The sequence below is a fragment of the Rhodobacter flavimaris genome (genome assembly GCF_021378075.1).
In the GTDB taxonomy this organism is placed as follows: Bacteria; Pseudomonadota; Alphaproteobacteria; order Rhodobacterales; family Rhodobacteraceae; genus Rhodobacter; species Rhodobacter flavimaris.
Genome location: NZ_JAJUOS010000002.1, coordinates 200,104 through 218,931 on the forward strand (window position 1 = coordinate 200,104; position 18,828 = coordinate 218,931).

The 18,828-nt window shown below is 63.5% G+C and carries 15 protein-coding genes and 2 pseudogenes; 2 read left to right on the top strand and 15 right to left on the bottom strand.

The features are described 5' to 3' along the window. The 6 genes from LZA78_RS03635 to chvE form a co-directional block, all read right to left on the bottom strand. Complete coding sequence (locus LZA78_RS03635; protein ID WP_233675587.1) at positions 1-1,512, bottom strand: aldehyde dehydrogenase (NADP(+)); 1,512 nt, start codon at positions 1,510-1,512, stop codon at positions 1-3. 25 nt (positions 1,513-1,537) lie between these two features. Next, the gene (araD, locus tag LZA78_RS03640; RefSeq protein ID WP_233675588.1) at positions 1,538-3,289 is read right to left on the bottom strand and encodes an L-arabinonate dehydratase; all 1,752 of its coding nucleotides are present in this window, start codon (positions 3,287-3,289) and stop codon (positions 1,538-1,540) included. Positions 3,290-3,301: 12 nt separating this feature from the next. Continuing rightward, positions 3,302-4,264 carry an AraD1 family protein gene (araD1, locus tag LZA78_RS03645; RefSeq protein ID WP_233675589.1) on the bottom strand — a complete coding sequence of 321 codons (963 nt, stop codon included), beginning with the start codon at positions 4,262-4,264 and terminating at the stop codon, positions 3,302-3,304. A 3-nt stretch (positions 4,265-4,267) separates the two neighbouring features. Then, complete coding sequence (gene mmsB / locus LZA78_RS03650; RefSeq protein ID WP_438811051.1) at positions 4,268-5,509, bottom strand: multiple monosaccharide ABC transporter permease; 1,242 nt, start codon at positions 5,507-5,509, stop codon at positions 4,268-4,270. A 5-nt stretch (positions 5,510-5,514) separates the two neighbouring features. Next, positions 5,515-7,032: a multiple monosaccharide ABC transporter ATP-binding protein gene (gene mmsA, locus LZA78_RS03655; RefSeq protein ID WP_233675590.1), complete on the bottom strand. Its 1,518-nt coding sequence runs from the start codon at positions 7,030-7,032 to the stop codon at positions 5,515-5,517. Positions 7,033-7,140: 108 nt separating this feature from the next. Continuing rightward, entirely contained in the window at positions 7,141-8,205 is a 1,065-nt protein-coding gene (gene chvE, locus LZA78_RS03660; protein ID WP_306798957.1) for a multiple monosaccharide ABC transporter substrate-binding protein, read from the bottom strand. A gap of 134 nt (positions 8,206-8,339) precedes the next feature. Between chvE and LZA78_RS03665 the strand changes: the two genes are divergently transcribed. Continuing rightward, positions 8,340-9,287, top strand: coding sequence for a LysR family transcriptional regulator (locus LZA78_RS03665; protein WP_233675591.1), 948 nt, complete (start codon positions 8,340-8,342; stop codon positions 9,285-9,287). A gap of 323 nt (positions 9,288-9,610) precedes the next feature. On the opposite strand, the pseudogene LZA78_RS03670 reads toward LZA78_RS03665, so the two are convergent. Then, a pseudogene (locus tag LZA78_RS03670) lies at positions 9,611-9,736 on the bottom strand (ABC transporter substrate-binding protein); the annotation flags it as partial. 77 nt (positions 9,737-9,813) lie between these two features. On the opposite strand from LZA78_RS03670, the pseudogene LZA78_RS03675 reads away from it, so the two are divergent. Continuing rightward, positions 9,814-10,597, top strand: a pseudogene (locus tag LZA78_RS03675) (IS5 family transposase). A gap of 9 nt (positions 10,598-10,606) precedes the next feature. Here the strand turns inward: LZA78_RS03675 and pta are convergent. The 8 genes from pta to LZA78_RS03715 all read right to left on the bottom strand — a co-directional run bounded on the left by pta (position 10,607) and on the right by LZA78_RS03715 (position 18,789). Continuing rightward, positions 10,607-11,650 carry a phosphate acetyltransferase gene (gene pta / locus LZA78_RS03680; protein ID WP_233675592.1) on the bottom strand — a complete coding sequence of 348 codons (1,044 nt, stop codon included), beginning with the start codon at positions 11,648-11,650 and terminating at the stop codon, positions 10,607-10,609. A 3-nt stretch (positions 11,651-11,653) separates the two neighbouring features. After that, the gene (locus LZA78_RS03685; protein WP_233675593.1) at positions 11,654-12,667 is read right to left on the bottom strand and encodes a YeiH family protein; all 1,014 of its coding nucleotides are present in this window, start codon (positions 12,665-12,667) and stop codon (positions 11,654-11,656) included. A 102-nt stretch (positions 12,668-12,769) separates the two neighbouring features. Further along, positions 12,770-14,551 carry a sulfoacetaldehyde acetyltransferase gene (gene xsc / locus LZA78_RS03690; RefSeq protein ID WP_233675594.1) on the bottom strand — a complete coding sequence of 594 codons (1,782 nt, stop codon included), beginning with the start codon at positions 14,549-14,551 and terminating at the stop codon, positions 12,770-12,772. Between the two features lie 26 nt (positions 14,552-14,577). Next, complete coding sequence (locus LZA78_RS03695; protein WP_233675595.1) at positions 14,578-15,975, bottom strand: NAD(P)/FAD-dependent oxidoreductase; 1,398 nt, start codon at positions 15,973-15,975, stop codon at positions 14,578-14,580. Between the two features lie 27 nt (positions 15,976-16,002). Beyond that, positions 16,003-16,392, bottom strand: a complete 390-nt coding sequence (locus LZA78_RS03700) for a nuclear transport factor 2 family protein (RefSeq protein ID WP_233675596.1) — start codon at positions 16,390-16,392, stop codon at positions 16,003-16,005. A gap of 17 nt (positions 16,393-16,409) precedes the next feature. After that, positions 16,410-16,901 carry a universal stress protein gene (locus LZA78_RS03705; protein ID WP_233675597.1) on the bottom strand — a complete coding sequence of 164 codons (492 nt, stop codon included), beginning with the start codon at positions 16,899-16,901 and terminating at the stop codon, positions 16,410-16,412. 11 nt (positions 16,902-16,912) lie between these two features. After that, positions 16,913-18,253: a TRAP transporter large permease gene (locus tag LZA78_RS03710; protein ID WP_233675598.1), complete on the bottom strand. Its 1,341-nt coding sequence runs from the start codon at positions 18,251-18,253 to the stop codon at positions 16,913-16,915. Beyond that, a complete protein-coding gene (locus tag LZA78_RS03715) occupies positions 18,253-18,789 on the bottom strand; it encodes a TRAP transporter small permease (RefSeq protein ID WP_233675599.1) in 537 nt (178 codons plus the stop codon). The genes LZA78_RS03710 and LZA78_RS03715 overlap by 1 nt, the downstream gene beginning before the upstream one ends. Positions 18,790-18,828 lie beyond the last annotated feature (39 nt).

The window sequence follows — 18,828 nt, forward strand, 5'->3', positions numbered from 1 at the left end:
TCAGCACAGATCCTCCGGCAGCAGGTTCTCAGGCAGGTTCTGGTAGCATACCGGGCGCAGGAAACGGCGGATCGCCATGGTCCCGACCGAAGTCGCGCCAAAGTTCGTCGAAGCCGGATATGGTCCGCCATGCACCATCGCGTCACAGACCTCGACGCCGGTCGGAAAGCCGTTGGCCAGAACGCGGCCAGCCTTGCGCTCGAGAATGGGCAGCAGACGCGCCGCAAGCGGCGCATCGGCGTCGTCCATGTGCAGCGTGGCCGTCAGTTGCCCCTCGAAACTGCGCGCGATCTCGACCATCTGCTCGACACTCGCGGCGGTGACGAGCAGACCGAGCGGACCAAAGACCTCTTCGCGCAATAGGTGATTGCCCAGCCAGTCGTCCCCCTGCACCACGAAGAGGTTGGGTGCCCCCTCTCGGGCCGAACACATCGAGGTCAGCACTTCGCGCACGCCTTTGGCATCCGCGATCCGCGCAGCTCCCGCGCGGTAAGAGGCCGCGATCCCCTCGGTCAGCATTACCTGTGCGCCGACCGGAGCGAGAGCCGCGCGAGCGCCCTCGATGATCGTTCGCGCCTGCGCACTCAGCACGACCGCGATACCCGGATTGGTGCAGAACTGGCCAACGCCCATCGTGAGCGACCCGGCCCAGCCCGCACCGATCTGAGCGCCACGTGCCGCGACCGCCTCGGGCAGCAGGAACATCGGATTCACCGCTCCCAATTCACCAAAGAACGGGATCGGCTCGGGGCGGCGCATGCAGAGGTCAAACAGCGCGCGTCCGGCCCCCAGCGAGCCGGTGAAACCGACCGCGCGGATCAGAGGGTGGGTTACAAGCGCAGCACCGACCTCGCGCGATCCGCCCTGGATGAAGCTGAAAACGCCGGGATGGATCGCACAGGCCCGCGCGGCCTCGGCAATTGCCTCAGCAACGATTTCACCGGTGCCAGGATGCGCTTCGTGCCCCTTGACGACAACCGGGCACCCCGCCGCGAGGGCAGATGCCGTGTCCCCCCCGGCAACCGAGAAAGCCAGCGGAAAGTTCGACGCACCGAAGACCGCGACCGGCCCCACGGGGCGCTGCATCAACCGCAGATCGGGGCGCGGCAGCGGCTGGCGATCCGGCAGCGCCGGATCGTGCCGCCGGTCAAGATACTCGCCCTTGCGAATATGTGCAGCAAACAGACGCAGCTGCCCCGTGGTCCGCCCCCGCTCACCCTCGAGGCGCGCTGGCGGCAAGCCGGTCTCTCGCGCACCGATCGCCGTTATATCCGCGCCGCGGGCCTCGATTGCCTCGGCAATGGCCTCGAGGAACTGCGCACGGCTCTCGCGTGACGAATATCCATATGACCAGAACGCCTCTTCGGCGGCCCGAGCCGCGCCGTCTACATGCGCCTCGGCGCCCAGCGAAACTTGATGCGCAGCGCCCGACGCGGGTGCCGAACTGAAGAATGCCTCGCCCGCGACCCATTCCCCGGCGATCAGATGCTTGCCGTGCGGATTGAATGTCATCTTGTCGTCCTTTTCCTCGCGCCCGTCAGTGGCTATCTTTGCCCACCGGATTGCCGCGACAGCCCTTGAGAAAATCGAGATCCGCTCCGGTGTCTGCGCCCTCCACATGCGCCTGATGCAACCAGGCATAGCCACTCTCGGCGGCGTCATGATGAGGTCGCCAATCCGCAAGCCGCGCGGCCAACTCTGCCTCGGGAATATCGAGATGCAGCCGCCGGTTCGGGACGTCGAGTTCGATCATGTCACCGTTGCGCACGACGGCAAGCGGGCCGCCAGCTGCCGCCTCGGGCGAAGTGTGCAGCACTACAGTGCCATAGGCAGTGCCCGACATCCGCGCATCCGAGATCCGGACCATATCGGTGATGCCCTTTTTCAACACCTTCGGCGGAAGCCCCATGTTGCCCACCTCGGCCATGCCGGGATAGCCCTTGGGTCCACAATTCTTGAGAACCATCACGCAGGTCTCGTCTATGTCCAGATCGGGGTCTTCGATCTTCGCCTTGTAGTCGTCGATGTCCTCGAACACGACGGCGCGACCACGATGCACCAGAAGGTGTTCGCTGGCGGCCGAGGGCTTGAGAACCGCCCCCTTGGGCGCGAGGTTGCCCTTGAGCACCGCGATCCCGCCATGCTGCGTCAGCGCTTTTTCGACCGGCAGGATCACGTCCTCGTTCCAGTTCACGACGTCCTTGACCTCATCCCAGATTGTCTGGCCCGAGACAGTCAGCGCGTCCTTGTACAACTGCCCGCCCTCGCCCAGCCGTTTGAGGACAACCGGCAAGCCACCAGCGTAGAAGAATTCTTCCATCAGGTATTTTCCCGACGGCATGAGGTTCACGATGGTTGCCACGTCGCGACCGCAGCGATCCCAGTCGTCGAGCGACAGATCCACGCCCACACGGCCCGCCAGGGCAAGCAGGTGGATCACCGCATTGGTCGAACCACCGATCGCCCCGTTCGTGCGAATAGCGTTTTCGAACGCATTTTTCGTTAGGATATCTGACGGTTTCAGGTCGTCTTTGACCATCTGAACGATGCGTCGACCGGAAAGCTGGGCCATCACGCGACGGCGGCTGTCGACCGCAGGGATCGCGGCATTGCCCGACAGCGCCATACCGAGCGCCTCGGCCATGCTGGCCATTGTCGAGGCCGTCCCCATCGTGTTGCAGGTGCCCGAGGAACGGCTCATCGACGCCTCGGCCTCAAGGAATTCCTCCTGCGTCATTTCGCCAGCCTTCACCGCCTCGGAGAATTTCCAAAGATGCGTGCCAGAACCGACCCGCTCGCCCCGGAAGTAGCCGTTCAGCATCGGCCCACCGGTCACAACGATGGAAGGGATATCGCAGGACGCCGCAGCCATCATCAGCGAGGGCGTAGTCTTGTCACAGCCGACAAGCAGCACGGCCCCATCGATCGGCTGGCCCCGAATGGTTTCCTCGATCGCGAGGGCCGCGAGGTTGCGAAACATCATCGCGGTGGGTCGGAAGGTATTTTCGGAGGCCGAGAAGACCGGCACCTCAACCGGAAAGCCGCCCGCCTCCCAGATGCCAGCCTTAACCTTTTCCGCCAGTTCCCGCAGATGACCATTGCAGGGCGTCAGGTCGGACCAGGTATTCAGGATACCGATGATAGGACGGCCATCGAACAGGTCATGTGGGTAGCCCTGGTTCTTCATCCAGCCGCGGTGATAGATCGTGTCGCGCGACGTGCCTGCATACCATTCCTGCGAACGCAGGCGGCGTGGCCACGGGGCGGGGGTAAAGGTCTTGGCAGACATGACGGACTCCGATCAGAGGGTACGGACAGTGACAAGCCCGGTGTCGGGCGCCACCTGCAGCGGGTTCTTCAGCGCGAGGCCAAAGGCGGGGGCGGAAATCTCGAACACATCGCCCGGCTCGGTCTTGATGCCCGCGCCAAAGCTAAGTGTTGCCGTGCCGAACATATGCACGTGCAAATCGCCGGGGCGCCGGAAGGGCGCGTATTTGAAATGGTGATGTTCGAGGTTGGCGATCGAGTGGGACATGTTGTCCTCGCCCGACAGGAACGGCTTGTCGAAAATCACCTCGCCGTCACGCAGGATACGTGAACGCCCCTCGATATGGTGCGGCAGGTCTCCGATGAGCAGTTCAGGGCCAAAGCTGGCCGGACGCAGCTTCGAGTGGGCCAGGAAGAGGTAATTGATCTTTTCGGTCACGTGGTCCGAAAACTCGTTGGCCAGCGTGAAACCGATACGGTTCGGCGTGCCGTCTGGGCCGATCAGGTAGAAGCCTGCGATTTCGGGCTCTTCGCCGCCATCGAGCGCAAAGCCCGGTGAGGTGAGCGGTGCGCCGGGCGCAACGGCCTCGGTCCCCGGCCCCTTGTAGAACCACTCGGGCTGCACACCCACGGCACCGGCCGCAGGCTTGCCCCCCTCGATCCCCATCCGGAACATCTTCATCGAGTCGGTTTCGTGCTCGGGCGCGCCGCCATGCATCGCATTGCGCGTGGCTGCAGAGCCGAGGTGGGTCAACCCGGTGCCGCACAGATACATGCGCGCGGGTTCCGGATGGCGCACCGGCACATCCAGCTTGTTCCCCGCCGCGAGCGCCATCACATCGACACGCTCGCCGCCTTCGGGCAGCATGTGCAGCAGCGGCCGGGCCTGCGCCACCGCCTCGGAGGCAAGCGCGAAGATGGTTGCCCCGGGGATCAGGCGGGCATCCCGGCCCGCACGGACGACGACGCCGCCGCCGATAACTTGCGAAAGATGCATGGCTTACCCCTGCTTTTGCTTGTTGTAGACATCGAAGATCACGGCAGCCAAAAGCACGAGACCCTTGATCATCTGCTGGTAGTCAATGCCGATGCCCATGATCGACATGCCATTGTTCATCACGCCCATGATGAAGGCGCCGACCACGGCCCCCACGATCTTGCCCGAACCGCCCGACATCGAGGCACCGCCGATGAAGACTGCCGCGATCACGTCGAGTTCCAGCCCGAAGCCTGCCTTGGGCGTCGCAGTGTTCAGACGCGCAGCGAAGATCAGGCCAGCAAGTGCCGCCAGGAAGCCCATGTTGACGAACGCCAGGAACGTCAGCCGTTCCGTCTTGATGCCAGAGAGCTTCGCCGCCTTGGCGTTGCCGCCAAGCGCATAGACACGCCGGCCGATCACCGTGTTCTGCGTGATGAACGCGTAGATCACGATCAGCACTCCCATGGTGACAAGGACATTGGGCAGGCCGCGGAAGGTGGCCAGCTTGAACGTCAGGAACAGCAGCGCCCCAAGCACGATGACATTGCGCGCCCAGAAGAAGTTCGCGGGCTCTCCCTCGATCCCGTAGGCGCTATTGCGGGCACGTTCGCGCAGTCCGAGCGAGACGATGACCACCGCGGCAACGATCCCCACGCCCATTGCCAGAATATTGAAGCTGCGGGCGCCGAAGACCGCGCCAAGCTCCGCAGTTGCCTCCTTGGGCAGGACATCGGGAACGAACCCCGTCGAGAGCAGCTGGAACGAACCCGGGAACGGACCGACCGACTGGCCCTCGAGCAGCCACAGCGAGGCGCCGCGGAAAACCAGCATGCCCGCCAGCGTGACAATGAATGAAGGGATCTTCCAGTAGGCGACCCAGTAACCCTGCGCGGCACCGATCAGCGTGCCCATGACGAGGGAAACAAGGACCGCCAGCGGGACCGGGACGTTCCATTCGACGATCATCACGGCGGCAAACGCACCGATGAAGCCCATGACCGAGCCCACCGACAGGTCGATATTGCCCGAGACGATGACGATCAACATCCCGAGGGCCATGATGATGATGTAGCTGTTCTGCAGGAACAGGTTGGTGATGTTCACCGGGCGCATCAGCGTCCCGCCTGTCACGATCTGGAAAAACACCATGATCGCGATCAGGGCGAACAGCAGCCCATATTCCCGCATGTGGGCGACAAGGTAGGACTTCAGCGCCCCGCCGCCCGCCCCCGCGGCGCCCGATTCACTCGATTGCATGGCCATTCCCTTCACTCCGTTACGATGAGCGACATGATGCGCTCCTGGCTGGCCTCTGCGGCTGCAAGCTCGCCCACGAAGGCCCCCTCGTTCATGACGTAAATCCGATCACACATGCCCAAGAGTTCGGGCATTTCGGACGAGATCATCACCACGGCCTTCCCCTGCGCCGAGAGGTCGTTGATGATCGAATAGATTTCGTATTTGGCGCCCACGTCGATACCGCGCGTCGGCTCGTCGAGGATCAGCACCTCGGGCTCCGTAAAGAGCCACTTGGCCAGCACGACCTTCTGCTGGTTGCCACCCGACAGATTGCCAACCTTTTGCATCACCGAAGGCGTGCGCGTGGCGAGAACCTTGCGGTAGCGCTCGGCAACCTCGGTCTCCTCTGCCTCGTTAAGCACGCCACGCGTCGAGACCCCGGCGAGGTTTGCAAGCGTGGTGTTCACACGGATGGACTCGTCCAGGATCAGCCCAAGGCCTTTGCGATCCTCGGTCACGTATGCCAGGCCCGCCGCGATAGCACGATCGACGGACGACACGTCGACCGGCGTTCCGTGCAACTTCACCTCTCCCGAGATGTCGCGACCCCAGCTGCGCCCGAAGATCGACATGGCAAGCTCGGTCCGGCCCGAGCCCATGAGCCCCGCGATCCCCACGACCTCGCCAGCGCGGACGCTGAAGGAAATGTCCTTGATGACGCGTCGGCCCGCGTGTTCGGGGTGCCAGACATTCCATTTGGAAACATCCATCACCACCTGGCCTGCGCGGCGCTCGCGCTCGGGGTAGCGGTGGGACATGTCCCGCCCAACCATGTCGCGAACGATGTCGTCCTCACGCAGACCCTGCTTGGCATCGAGCCGCGAGACGGTCATGCCATCTCGGATAACCGTGACCGTATCGGCGACATAGCGCACCTCGTTCAGCTTGTGGCTAATGATGATGCAGGTCACACCGTGTGATTTCAGCTCCAGCATCAGGTCAAGGAGCTTGCGAGAGTCATTTTCCTGCAGAGCCGCCGTGGGCTCATCAAGGATCAGCAGCTTTACATCCTTGGAGAGAGCCTTGGCAATCTCGACAAGCTGCTGCTTGCCGACGCCGATCTTGTCGACGATCGTGCCGGGGGTGTCCTTAAGCCCGACCTTGCGCAACAATTCCTCGGTGCGCCGGAAGGTTTCCTGCCACTGCATCACGCCGCCCTTCTGGCGCTCGTTGCCCAGAAAGATGTTCTCGGCGATCGAGAGCTGCGGGACGAGGGCCAACTCCTGGTGGATAATGACGATGCCCCGGTCTTCGCTGTCGCGCAGGTTGCGAAATTCCGCCAGCGCGCCCTCGTAATGGATTTCGCCGTCATAGCTGCCCGCCGGATAGACACCCGAGAGAACCTTCATGAGGGTGGATTTGCCGGCGCCGTTTTCGCCGCAGATTGCGTGAATTTCGCCTTGCCGCACGGACAGGTTCACGTGGTCGAGCGCTTTTACACCGGGGAATTCCTTGGTGATATTGCGCATTTCGAGAAGAGTGGTCATCGCCCTGCCTCTTGCGAAAGTGTGCCCGATAGGGGTGGCCGAGGCCACGCCCTGCCGGAAAAGGCTGGCGCCCGCGATCCGCAGACCGCGGACGCCATCACGGGAGGATCACTTGATCTGGTCGGCGGTGTAGTAGCCCGAACCGATCAGCACGCTTTCCCAGTTCGAGGCATCAACCGGAACCGGCACGAGCAGGTAGGACGGAACGACTTTCACACCGTTGTCGTAGGTGGTGGTGTCGTTGACCTCGGGTTCGTTGCCCTCAAGCATGGCATTGACCATGCCGACCGTAACCTTGGCCAGTTCGCGGGTATCCTTGAACACGGTCGAGTATTGCTCGCCCGCCAGGATCGACTTGATCGACTGCACTTCGGCGTCCTGACCCGAGACGATCGGCATCTTGAGATCACCCGAGCCGTAGCCCACGCCCTTGAGCGAGGACAGGATGCCGATCGAGAGACCGTCATAGGGCGAAAGCACCGCGTTGACTTCCTTATCGGTGTAGTTCGCGGACAGGATGTTATCCATCCGCGCCTGAGCCACCGCGCCGTCCCAACGCAGCGTGCCCACCTTGTCCATGCCCATCTGCCCCGAGGGGATGACAATGTCGCCAGCGTCGATCATCGGCTGCAGGACCGACATGGCGCCGTCGTAGAAGAAATAGGCGTTATTGTCGTCGGGGCTGCCGCCGAACAGCTCGACATTCCACGGATGAACGTCGGGGAAACGTGCCTTGAGGCCCTCGACCAGCGAGTTTGCCTGCAGCACACCCACCCCGAAGTTGTCGAAGGTCGCGTAATAGTCGATGTCGCCCGAGTCACGGATGAGACGGTCATAGGCGATAACCTTGACGCCGGCCGCCGCGGCATTTTCAAGCGCGTTCGACAGCGTCGTGCCGTCGATCGCGGCGATCACGAGGACATCGACGCCCTTGGTTACCATGTTCTCGATCTGAGCAAGCTGGTTGGGGATATCGTCTTCTGCATATTGCAGGTCGGTGTCGTAGCCCGCGTCCTGGAATTGCTTGACCATGTTGTTGCCGTCGTCAATCCAGCGTGCCGACGATTTCGTCGGCATCGAGATCCCGACCGTGCCCTTGCCCTCAGCATGCAGCTGCGACGTAATCGCAAGAACACTGACCGCGAGCGCACCCGCGAGTTTCATGAATTTCATTGGTATCCTCCCATTGCGGGGGAGCCTCCCTGCCCCCCGTCGGGTTCCACTCTGGGAACGGAATCGTTTTATCCGCTAATGACATACCAAACAAATACCAATATAAGTATTCTACATTACTTAAACGGTATGTCATGACGGACCTCCTACGTAACCTTCGCCCCGCCCAGGCCCGCCTCATTGCGGCTATCGAAAGGCATGGGCAGCTCCAGGTCGCCGCCTCCGAATGCGGCATGACCCAGCCGGCTGCCTCGCGACTGCTGGCAGAACTCGAGCGCCAGCTCGAAACGCGGCTTTTTATCCGTACCCCAAAGGGCATGGAGCCGACGCCCTCGGGCACCTTGCTGGCGCGCCACGCGGCGCGAATGGTCTTCGACCTTGGTCAGCTTTCGGAGGAGTTCGCCGAACTGCAGACCGGCAAAGGCGGGCTCGTGCGGGTCGGCGCAGTGACTGGCCCTGCGCTTGGCCAGCTGGTCCCCGCGATACAGCGCCTGAAACAGCAGGCACCGATGGTCAATATTTCGGTCGAGGTTGCGCCTTCGCTTGTCCTGACACAGGCGTTGGAACGCGGCGATCTCGACTTCGTTCTCGCGCGCCTGCCCCCGCACGTGGATCAGCGCGATTTCGAGATCGAGCCTGCACGCAACGAGATCGTGCAACTTCTGGTCCGGGACGAGCATCCGATGCTTGGCCAAGGACCGGTGTCGATCGGCTCTCTGCACCGCCTCCCGTGGATCCTTCAGGACCGCGGTGCGCCAATCCGTCAGGCGATCGAGGCCGCATTTCACGATGAGGGCCTGGTCGCCCCGAACGACGTGATCACAACCTCGTCCCTGCTTGTGATCATCGCGCTACTCAAGGAATCAGATGCCATTGCGCCTATGTCGATGGAAGTCATCGAACTAATGCTTGAGCCGCCCGTATCGGCCGGATTTCGACGTCTGGAACTGAAGCGTCAGGTCGTCGTCGATCCATATCTCATCATACGCGGACGAGGACGCCGCCTGTCGCGGGCAGCGGAAATCCTACTGAGTTTCACTCGTGAACGTATCGCGAGCGTTGTGGCACCTCGTTCTTCTTGACCCATCCGCAACATCTTTGACCTCTATCTCCGGCATGAATGCCTGAATGCAACCGCCCGGGCGGCCGAGGCAGCTCGCTTGCGTTCGAAGCTCAGGATCAACGAGGGCGACCGCCAGACCGGAGGCCTGTTCTTTACCCCTGGCCAAATCCACCAACTGTTCACCAACCAAGTCGATCGTGGCATGATCGGCCACAAGAGCTGACGCTGGCCCGCCGCGCATCCGGTCATCATCGATGCAGCTACCTGAGAGGCGGTACGGGAGCGGCTTAAGCAGGCGGCGCGACGTCGGCGCGGGACGCGCCAGATTCGCTCCGGCCCTCCCTGAAAGACCTCGCCGCCAGCCATCGACACCTGGCTACCGCCAAGCTCGTTCAGCAGTCGCCCCTGCTCAAGGCCTGAAAGGCGCAGGCGCTTGCCTTGGAGATCCTCTATGGTGCGGATCGGTTCCTTAGGGTCAGGCCCCATTAATCGGCTTGCGGATGCTCTGCTGGCGTGATTCACGCTCCTGAACTGAAGGGGTCATGATGAGCAGTCTTTTCTGGCTGACGGACGCGCAGATGGCGCGGCTTCAGCCTTTCTTTCCAAAGAGCCACGGCAAGCTGCGCGTCGATGACCGGCGTGTGTTGAGCGGGATAATCTTTCTCAATCGCAATGGTTTGCGGTGGAGCGACGCGCCGACCGTGTAGGGCCCGCCGAAGACGCTCTACAACTGTTGGAAACGCTGGAGCGAGATGGGCGTGTTCGCCAGGATCTTCGAGGGACTGGCTGCGAAGGCTTCAGATCGGAAGACAATCATGATTGACGCGACCTATCTGAAAGCGCATCGCACGGCCCCGAGCCTGCGATCGAAAAAGCGGGGCGTGGACGCCTGATAGGTCGAACCAAGGGCGGCATGAACACCAAACTGCATGCCGTCACGGACGCCAGGGGCCGCCCGCTTAAGTTCTTCATGACTGCGGGCCAAGTCAGCGACCATGCCGGCGCTGCCGCACTGCTGAACAGCCTGTCCGAGGCCGACTGGCTGCTCGCCGACCGGGGCTATGATGCGGATTGGTTCCGCGAAGCCTTAGATGCGGATTGGTTCCGCGAAGCCTTAAAAGACGGGGGATCAGACCCTGCATCCCGGGCCGGAAGTCCCGCAGCAAGCCCGTCAAATACGACAGGCGCCGCTACAAACGCCGCAGCCGGATCAAGATCATGTTCGGCAGGCCAAAGGATTGGCGGCGAGTGGCGACCCGTTACGACAGATGCCAGAAGGGCTTTCTCTCGGCCGTCGCTCTCGCCGCAACCCTCATGTTCCGGTTATGAGTCCTGACCCTAGTAATACCGCGCGCAACCCAAACCGTAGACGCCCTTCGCCTTCGGATGCACCTGCGCCTGAACTGCGGTGATCGCGATGGCGCTGACGACATCCTCGACCGAACAGCCGCGCGACAGATCGTTCGCCGGGCGCGCAAGGCCTTGAAGAACCGGCCCGATGGCCTGCAGCCCGCCAAGCCTCTGGGCGATCTTGTAGCCGATGTTGCCCGAGGCCAGATCCGGGAAGATGAACACGTTGGGGCGCCCGGCCAAGCGGCTGCCGGGGGCCTTGCGTGCGCGGATCTCCTCGTCCAGGGCCGCATCGAACTGGATCTCGCCGTCGATGTTCAGATCCGGCTCCTCCTCGCGCACGATCGCGAGTGCCTGGCGGATGCGGTCGATGCTTTCATGGCTTGCCGATCCGGCGGTCGAGAAGGACAGCATCGCGACCTGCGGTTCGACCTTGAGCAACTGTCGACAGCTTTGGGCAGCCGCGCGGGCAATCGCGGCCAGTTGCCGGGCATCGGGCAACACCACGAGGCCGCAATCCGAAAAGATCATCCCTCCCTTGAAGGGCGCGGTGTCGGCGCAGGCCATCATGAGGAAGAAGCTTGAGACGATGCTGTTGCCAGGCGAACAGCCGAGGGCCTGAAGCGCGACCCTGACCGTTTCAGCCGTGGTGGCAACGGCACCGCCCACGGTGCCATCGGCGTGCCCAAGGCGCACGCGCAACGCGGCCTGAAGCATCGGATCGGCGACGGCGCGGCGGGCCTCGTCCAGTGTCGTTCCCTTGTGGGCACGTAGCGCGTGCCATGATTGGGAGAGCGCGTCGTAGTCGGCACAGGTCCGAGGGTCTTCAACCTCGATCTCGCCCGGCGCAGCGCCAAGCTCACGAAGGCCGTTCTCGATGGCAGCCACATCGCCCAGAAGAACGGGCGTGGCGATCCCCAGGCGCCGCGCGCGCAGCGCGGCGGCCTGAATGCGCGGATCCTCGCCCTCGGGCAACAGAATGATGCGATTGTCCGCGCGTGCGGCCTCGAAGATATCGTTCAGAACTTTCATGTCTTACCCCAGAAAGCGGAGGCCAATCAGGACGACCGCCCCGATGAACACGGTTTGCGCGACGATTGTGGCAATCGCGCCGGTGCCGACCGAGAGCACCTTGGCAAGCGACGTCTTGACGCCCACAGCGGCGATGGCCGTCAGCAGGGCCCAACGCGAGACCACGTTGGCGGCTTCCGCGACGACCTGAGGGATCAGTCCGAAGGAATTCAGCGCCGCAAGCGCCAGGAAGCCAAGCACGAAGCCGGGCAAGATCGGCGGCCGCTTACCCTCGGTGCCGTTATGCGCGCCGCTGGCGCGGATGATGAGCGACGCCCCCAGAACGACGGGTGCGAGCATGGATACGCGGATCAGCTTGACCAGCGTCGCGGTCTCACCGGTCTCCGGACCGATCGAGAAGCCTGCACCAACGACCTGCGCCACATCATGAATGGTGCCGCCCAGGAACACGCCACCCGCGCGGGCATCGAAGCCCAGTTGCGCGGACAACATCGGGTAGAGGACCATGGCGATGGTGGACAGCACGGTCACCGACAGGACCGTGAAGCTCAGATCGCGTTCGGCGCGGTCGTGGCGCGGAAGAATGGCCGCGATGGCCATGGCGGCCGAGGCGCCGCAGATCGCGACCGAGCCTGCGGTCAGCAGCGAAAAGCGCCAGTCGCGGCCGGTCAGCTTGCCAAGGATCAGGCCGAAAGCAATCGTGGCCAAAACCCCTCCGACGACCAGCGTGATCAACTGCGGCCCCAGCTGCGCCAGCATCTCGACCGAGATGCGCGCCCCCAGAAGCGCCACGCCGAAGCGCAGCACGGTGCGCGCCGTCATGGCGATGCCGGGCGCCGTGGCACTGCCGTCTTCGGCCAGGAAGTTCAACGCAAGCCCAAGCAGCAGCGCCATGAGCATCGCCGGTGCGCCGTAATGCTCGGACAGGAACTGGGCGGTCACGGCGATCAGCAGCGCCACGACAAAACCGGGGAAATGGCTGCGCACGGCAGCCGGGGAAGCCAGCAGGGCGGTCATGGAATATCCAATCTGGTCAAGACGGGGTGTTGCCCGGCCCCGAGGTAGGGTGGAGGGGGGCCGGGCAGGTTCTGGGGGCGGATGGGCGCCGCCCCCAGTGGCTCAGAACGCGCCTTTTTGCGCACGCATATCCGCGGGGTCGATACCCGCCACGACGACCGGCTTCTTCATCGCATCGCGACGGAAGGGCTCGCCGAGTTCCTGGTTCAGGAGAACCTCGATGAAGGTCGTCTCTTTCGAGGTCATCTGACGATCGACCGCCTTGCGCAGTTCCTCGGTCAGCTCCTCGGTCGAGCGCACCTGGACGCCATGCGCACCGCAAGCACGGGCAATGCCGGCATAGGTGGTGTCGCGGTCCAGTTCGGTGCCGACGAAGTTGTTGGCATACCAAAGCGTCGTGTTGCGCTTTTCCGCGCCCCACTGGTAGTTGCGGAAGATCACCATGGTGATCGCCGGCCAGTCGTCGCGACCGCAGGCGGTCATCTCGTTCATCGAGATACCGAAGGCGCCGTCGCCGGCAAAACCGATGACCGGGACATCCGGGCAGCCGATCTTGGCGCCGAGGATCGACGGGAAGCCGTAACCGCAGGGGCCAAAGAGGCCGGGCGCCAGGTATTTGCGGCCCTTCTCAAACGCCGGGTAGGCGTTGCCGATGGCGCAGTTGTTGCCGATATCTGACGAGATGATCGCATCCTCGGGGATCGCGGCCTGGATAGCACGCCATGCCTGACGCGGGCTCATCAGATCGGCGTCGCGGGTGCGGGCGTCCTCGTTCCAGACGGTGCCCGGGTCGTCCTGCTCATGATCGAGCGAGGTCAGTTCCTGCGCCCAACGCGACTTGGTCTGCGAGATCAGCTCGCGGCGCTCCTTGCGGCCTTCGTCGCCTGCGGTGCCCGACAGTTGTGCAAGGATTCCGCGCGCCACCTTGGCCGCGTCGCCCTCGATCCCCACGGTAACCTTCTTGGTCAGCCCGATACGGTCGGCGTTGATATCGACCTGGATGATCTTGGCCTCTTTCGGCCAGTAGTCGATGCCATAGCCCGGCAGGGTCGAGAACGGGTTAAGACGCGTGCCCAGTGCCAGAACCACGTCGGCCTTGGCGATCAGCTCCATCGCGGCCTTCGAGCCGTTGTAGCCAAGCGGGCCAACTGCCAGACGGTGCGAGCCGGGGAAGCTGTCGTTGTGCTGGTAGTTCGAGCACACCGGCGCGTCCAGACGCTCGGCCAGGTTCGCCAGATCAGCGATCGCGCCCGAGAGCACCACGCCGGCGCCCGACAGGATCACCGGGAAGCGCGCCTCGGACAGCAGGCGAGCGGCTTCGGCCACGGCCTCTTCGCCGCCGGCGGGGCGCTCGAACTTCACGATCTGAGGCAGATCAACGTCGATCACCTGGGTCCACATATCGCGCGGGATGTTGATCTGCGCCGGGGCCGAGCCTCGCAGCGCCTTCAGGATCACGCGGTTCAGCACCTCGGGGATACGCGAGGCATCACGCACCTCTTCCTGGTAGCAGACGCTGTCGGTGAACAGGCGCATCTGCTCCATTTCCTGGAAGCCGCCCTGGCCGATGGTCTTGTTGGCGGCCTGCGGAGTCACCAGCAGCATGGGCGTGTGGTTCCAGTAGGCGGTTTTCACCGCAGTCACGAAACCGGTCACACCGGGGCCGTTTTGCGCGATGGCCATCGCCATCTTGCCGGTGGCGCGGATGTAACCGTCGCACATCAGCCCGCCATTGGTTTCATGGGCGCAATCCCAGAACTTGATCCCGGCCTTCGGGAACAGGTCCGAGACCGGCATCATGGCTGAGCCGATGATGCCGAAAGCCTGATCAATGCCATGCATCTGGAGGACTTTGATGAAGGCTTCTTCAGTGGTCATTTTCATGTGCGTTTCTCCTTGTTCACGCGGGCTCAGCCGCGCTCGTCCTGAAAGTGGTAGAGTTTGTAGAGGCCCCACTGGCCGAGGCGCCGGAACGGCGTTTTCCAGCCCTCGTGGGGCAGTTCGCTGCGGAAGATCGGCAGTTGGGGAATGTCGGCGGCACGGCCTGCGACCAGTTGCGCCATGCGCCGTCCAGCCTGGGCGGAATACATCACGCCGTTCCCGCCATAGCCCAAGGCATAGTAGGCATTGGGAACATCCGGCATCGCGGTGATGCGCGGCATCATGTCGTGGCTGACATCGACCCAGCCCCACCAGCTGTAATCCAGCGGAATGCCCCGCAGCGCGGGGAACTTGCGCGCAAGCCCCTCGCGCAGGGCGGCGAGGTGGGCGGGATTGTCCGCGTCACGCCCGGTGATCGCAGCGCGCGAGCCGATCTGCACCCGGTTATCCGGCAGCAGCCGGTAGTAGTGACGCAGCGTGCGCGTATCGGTCAGCGGCGAGGTCACCTTGAAATCGCAGGCGGCAAGTTCAGCGTCCGTCAGAACCCGCGTGGTGATCGAGTTCGACATAATCGGCATGATCCGGTCGCGCAGCCGGCGGTGCAGCCCGCGCGGCGCATAGCCCGCCGTCGCCACGGCAACCGCACGGGCGCGGACGGTGCCGCCCGGCGTGCGCAGATGGTGAACGCCGTTCTTCGTCTCCCACCCCTCGACGGGGCTGTCGACATGCACCTTGGCGCCGAGTTCGCGCGCAACCCGCAGGTAACCGAAAGCCAGCTTGGCGGCATGGATGCCGGTGCCGTCGGGCTCCCACATGGCGCCCTGGGCCTCCATGTCCTTGACGGCGGTCTCGTGCAGCTCCTCGCGGCTCAGCATGCGCGCGCCATAACCGAAGGTCTCGCGCAGAAGGGCAGCTTCCTTCGCAAGCTTGGGCATCATCCAGGCCTTGTGGGCGATGTAGTAATGCCCGCCATCCTGCGGCTCGCACGCGATCGCGTGGTCGCAGATCAGGCCACGGAAGAGATCGAAGGCCTCGGTGACCTCGGCATGCATCCCCTTGGCGATATCGAGGCCCCAACGCTCGATCCATTGCGAACGCTTGAGGCGCCCCGACGAGATCTGCGCCTGCCCGCCGTTGCGGGTCGAGCAGCCATAGGCCACGCCGTTGGCTTCAAGCACATGCGCCTTGATGCCGAATTCCTTGGCCAGGTGGATCGCGCAGCTCAGCCCGGTGTAGCCCGAGCCGATCACCACGACATCGACATCCATGTCCTGCGTCACCGGGCCGTCATCGGCCGGCGGGGTTCCGGCCGTTCCGATCCAATAGGTCGGCGCATAGGCGCTGCCATGACCGATCGAGCGGTCGGTTACCGGATCGTAGCTTGGGTTGTAGGGCGCACTGGCCCGCCGTTGGGTGAAGGCATTCATTGCCGTGGTTCCTGCGCTGGAGGGGGATTATTTCGGGTCGAGCACGGGCCGCTGCTTGCGGAAGGCTTGTTTCGTCACCAGCTGGCCATCGCGGATAGTGAACAGATCGACGCCCTTGGCCTCGATCCGCCGCCCTTCGGCATCGGTGCCCCGGAAGGTCCATTCCGACACGCCGCGATCGCCGCAGACGAAGTGATGGTGATCCGCCCATTCGGCATCCGGCATCGCGGTCCAGACCCCGACGAAGGCCTTGGCGATGGCTTCGCGACCAACGATGCGCGCACCAAATTCCTCGGGTCCGGCAACAGTCGTGAACTCGCAGTCATCGGCGAAATGGGTCATCACGGCGTCGATGTCGTGACGGTTGAAGGCGTCAAAGGTCGCCCGCAGGTCAGCTGCGGTGAGGGTCTTGGTCATGGTCTTGTCCTTGTGGTTCAGTCTTCGGCGTAGGGCACGATCAGGGTCGGGATGCGCGAGCGGCGCAGAACCCGCTTGGCGACCGTGCCAAGGAAGGTATGGGAAATGCCGTGGGCATGGCTGCCCATCAGGATCATGTCAGCGGGCAGGCTTGCGGCGCGCTTCAGGATGGCCTCGGCGGCGAAGCCCTCGATCACCTCGATCTCGTCCACCCGGTCGCGCAGCGCCTTCTCATCCGAGGGCATCTGCGTCCAGAACGCCTCCTGCCTCTCGTTCAGCAACTCGCGGGCACTCTCGAAGCGGCGGTTGAGCGCCTGTTCACGCGCCAGCGGGTCGTTGATGAAGAAGTGCAGCGTGACCCGCGCGTCCTCGCTCATCGGCTCGACCACGTGCAGGATATGCAGCCGCGCATCGAGCGCCTTCGCCAGGCAGACCGCGTAGCGGAAGGCATAGACCGAGGTGTTAGACAGGTCGGTCGCGTAGAGGATCGTCTTGATCTTTTTGAGCATTCTATCCTCCCTCAGTAACCGACGACGCGCGGCAGCCAGAGTGCGATTTGCGGGAAACAGGCGATGATGTAGATCGCTACCGCCCCGGTGATGGCGAAGGGCAGCGCCCGCAGCGAGATCTCCTCCATCGACACGTTCGAGATGCCCGAGGCTATGAACAGGTTCTCTCCCAGCGGCGGGGTCTGGAACCCGATCGAGAGCGTGCAGATCATCACGATGCCGAAGTGGATCGGGTCAATCCCCATCTGGTAGGCTACAGGCAGCATCACAGGCACGAGGATCATGATTGCGGCCAGCGTCTCCATGAACATGCCCACGATCAGGAGCAGCGCGATCACGAGGATCCAGATCACGTAGAGGCTGTCGGTCAGCGAGAGCATCCCCTTCGCGATGACGGCAGGCACTCCATTCTCAACCAGGATGCGGCCAAAGATGGTGGCGGTGAACAGCACCAGCAGCACCCGACCTGCCAGCCAGGTCGTCGTCTCAAGCGCGGCAACCATCTGGCGCAGGTTCAGCTCGCGGTAGATCACCACACCCACAAAGAGCGTGTAGAAGATCGCCACGATCGCCGCCTCGGTCGGGGTGAACATGCCGGTGTAGATCCCACCCAGGATGACCACCGGCGCCATGATCGCCCAAAAGCCCTTGTAGCTCGCATGCAGGATCTTCGAGAGCGACAGCGGCTCGGCCGAACCGCGATAACCAGCGGCGCGGCAGCGGATGTAGTTGTTCGCCAGCAGCATCCCGGCCATCAGGCAGCCCGGGAAGAAGCCCGCGATGAACAGCTTCGAGATCGAGACACTCTGGAAGGTGCCGAACTTCTCGACCGCCTCGGGGGACGGCTGAAGGCCCATCGCCGAGATGCCGAAGATGACCATCGGGATCGAGGGCGGAATAATGATGCCCAGACCACCCGACGCCGCCGTCACCGAGGCCGCATAGCCCCGCGCATATCCGGCCCGCGCCATCGCCGGGATCATCAGCATCCCCACAGCGGCGGTCGTCGCCGGGCCGGAACCCGAGATCGCCCCGAAGAACAGGCAGGCCAGCACCGTCGCGGCCGAAATACCGCCGGTGAAGGGCCCGGCCATCGTCTCGGCCACCGCGATCAGGCGCCGCGACAGGCCTGCGGCCTCCATCAGCGCCCCGGCAAGGATGAACGAGGGCAGCGCCATCAGCGGGAAAGAGCCAACCGACGACCAGGACATCTGGACCATCTTGATCGGGTTGTCGCCCAGGTACCACATCGCGGCCAGCGCCGAGACTCCCAGCGCCACGGTGATCGGCGCGCCCACCACCATGAGGAAGGCGAAGGTGCCAAAGAGAATTTCCACCAGGTAGCCGTCCATTACGCGCGACCTCCCTCGGGGGTGTCGCCCATGCCGTCGATCTCGACCTTGTCGGGATCGCGCGGGTCCTTGCCGAGCACCAGTTTCATGTAATTCACCTGCAAGATGCGCAGCGTCATCAGCGCGAAGGCAATCGGCAGCACCATGTAGACCCACCGCATCTGCCAACCCAGGGTCTGGGCTTTCACGAAGGGCTTGAGCATCGAGATGAACGTGATCGACTGCCAGATGAACACGGCGTTGAAGCCGATCCAGAACAGGTCGCCAAAGGCCTCGATCAGGCGCGCGCGGCGGCGGTCCATGCGATTGAGGTGGAACGAGATCCGGTTATGCGCCGCCATCCGGGCCGCGTAGCTGGCCCCGAAATAGGCGAACCAGACGAAGAGAATGACCGACAGCTCCTCGATCCAGGTGATCGAGCTGCCAAACACCTGCCGCGAGACGATCTGCGCGAAGAGCAGACCGACAAACACCGCCAGCAGCACCTGGCATATATAGCTTTCGAGCTTGTCGAGATGACGCCAGAACGAAGTCATAAGAGCACCTGCTTGGGGACAAGGTCGGGGCCGACTGGG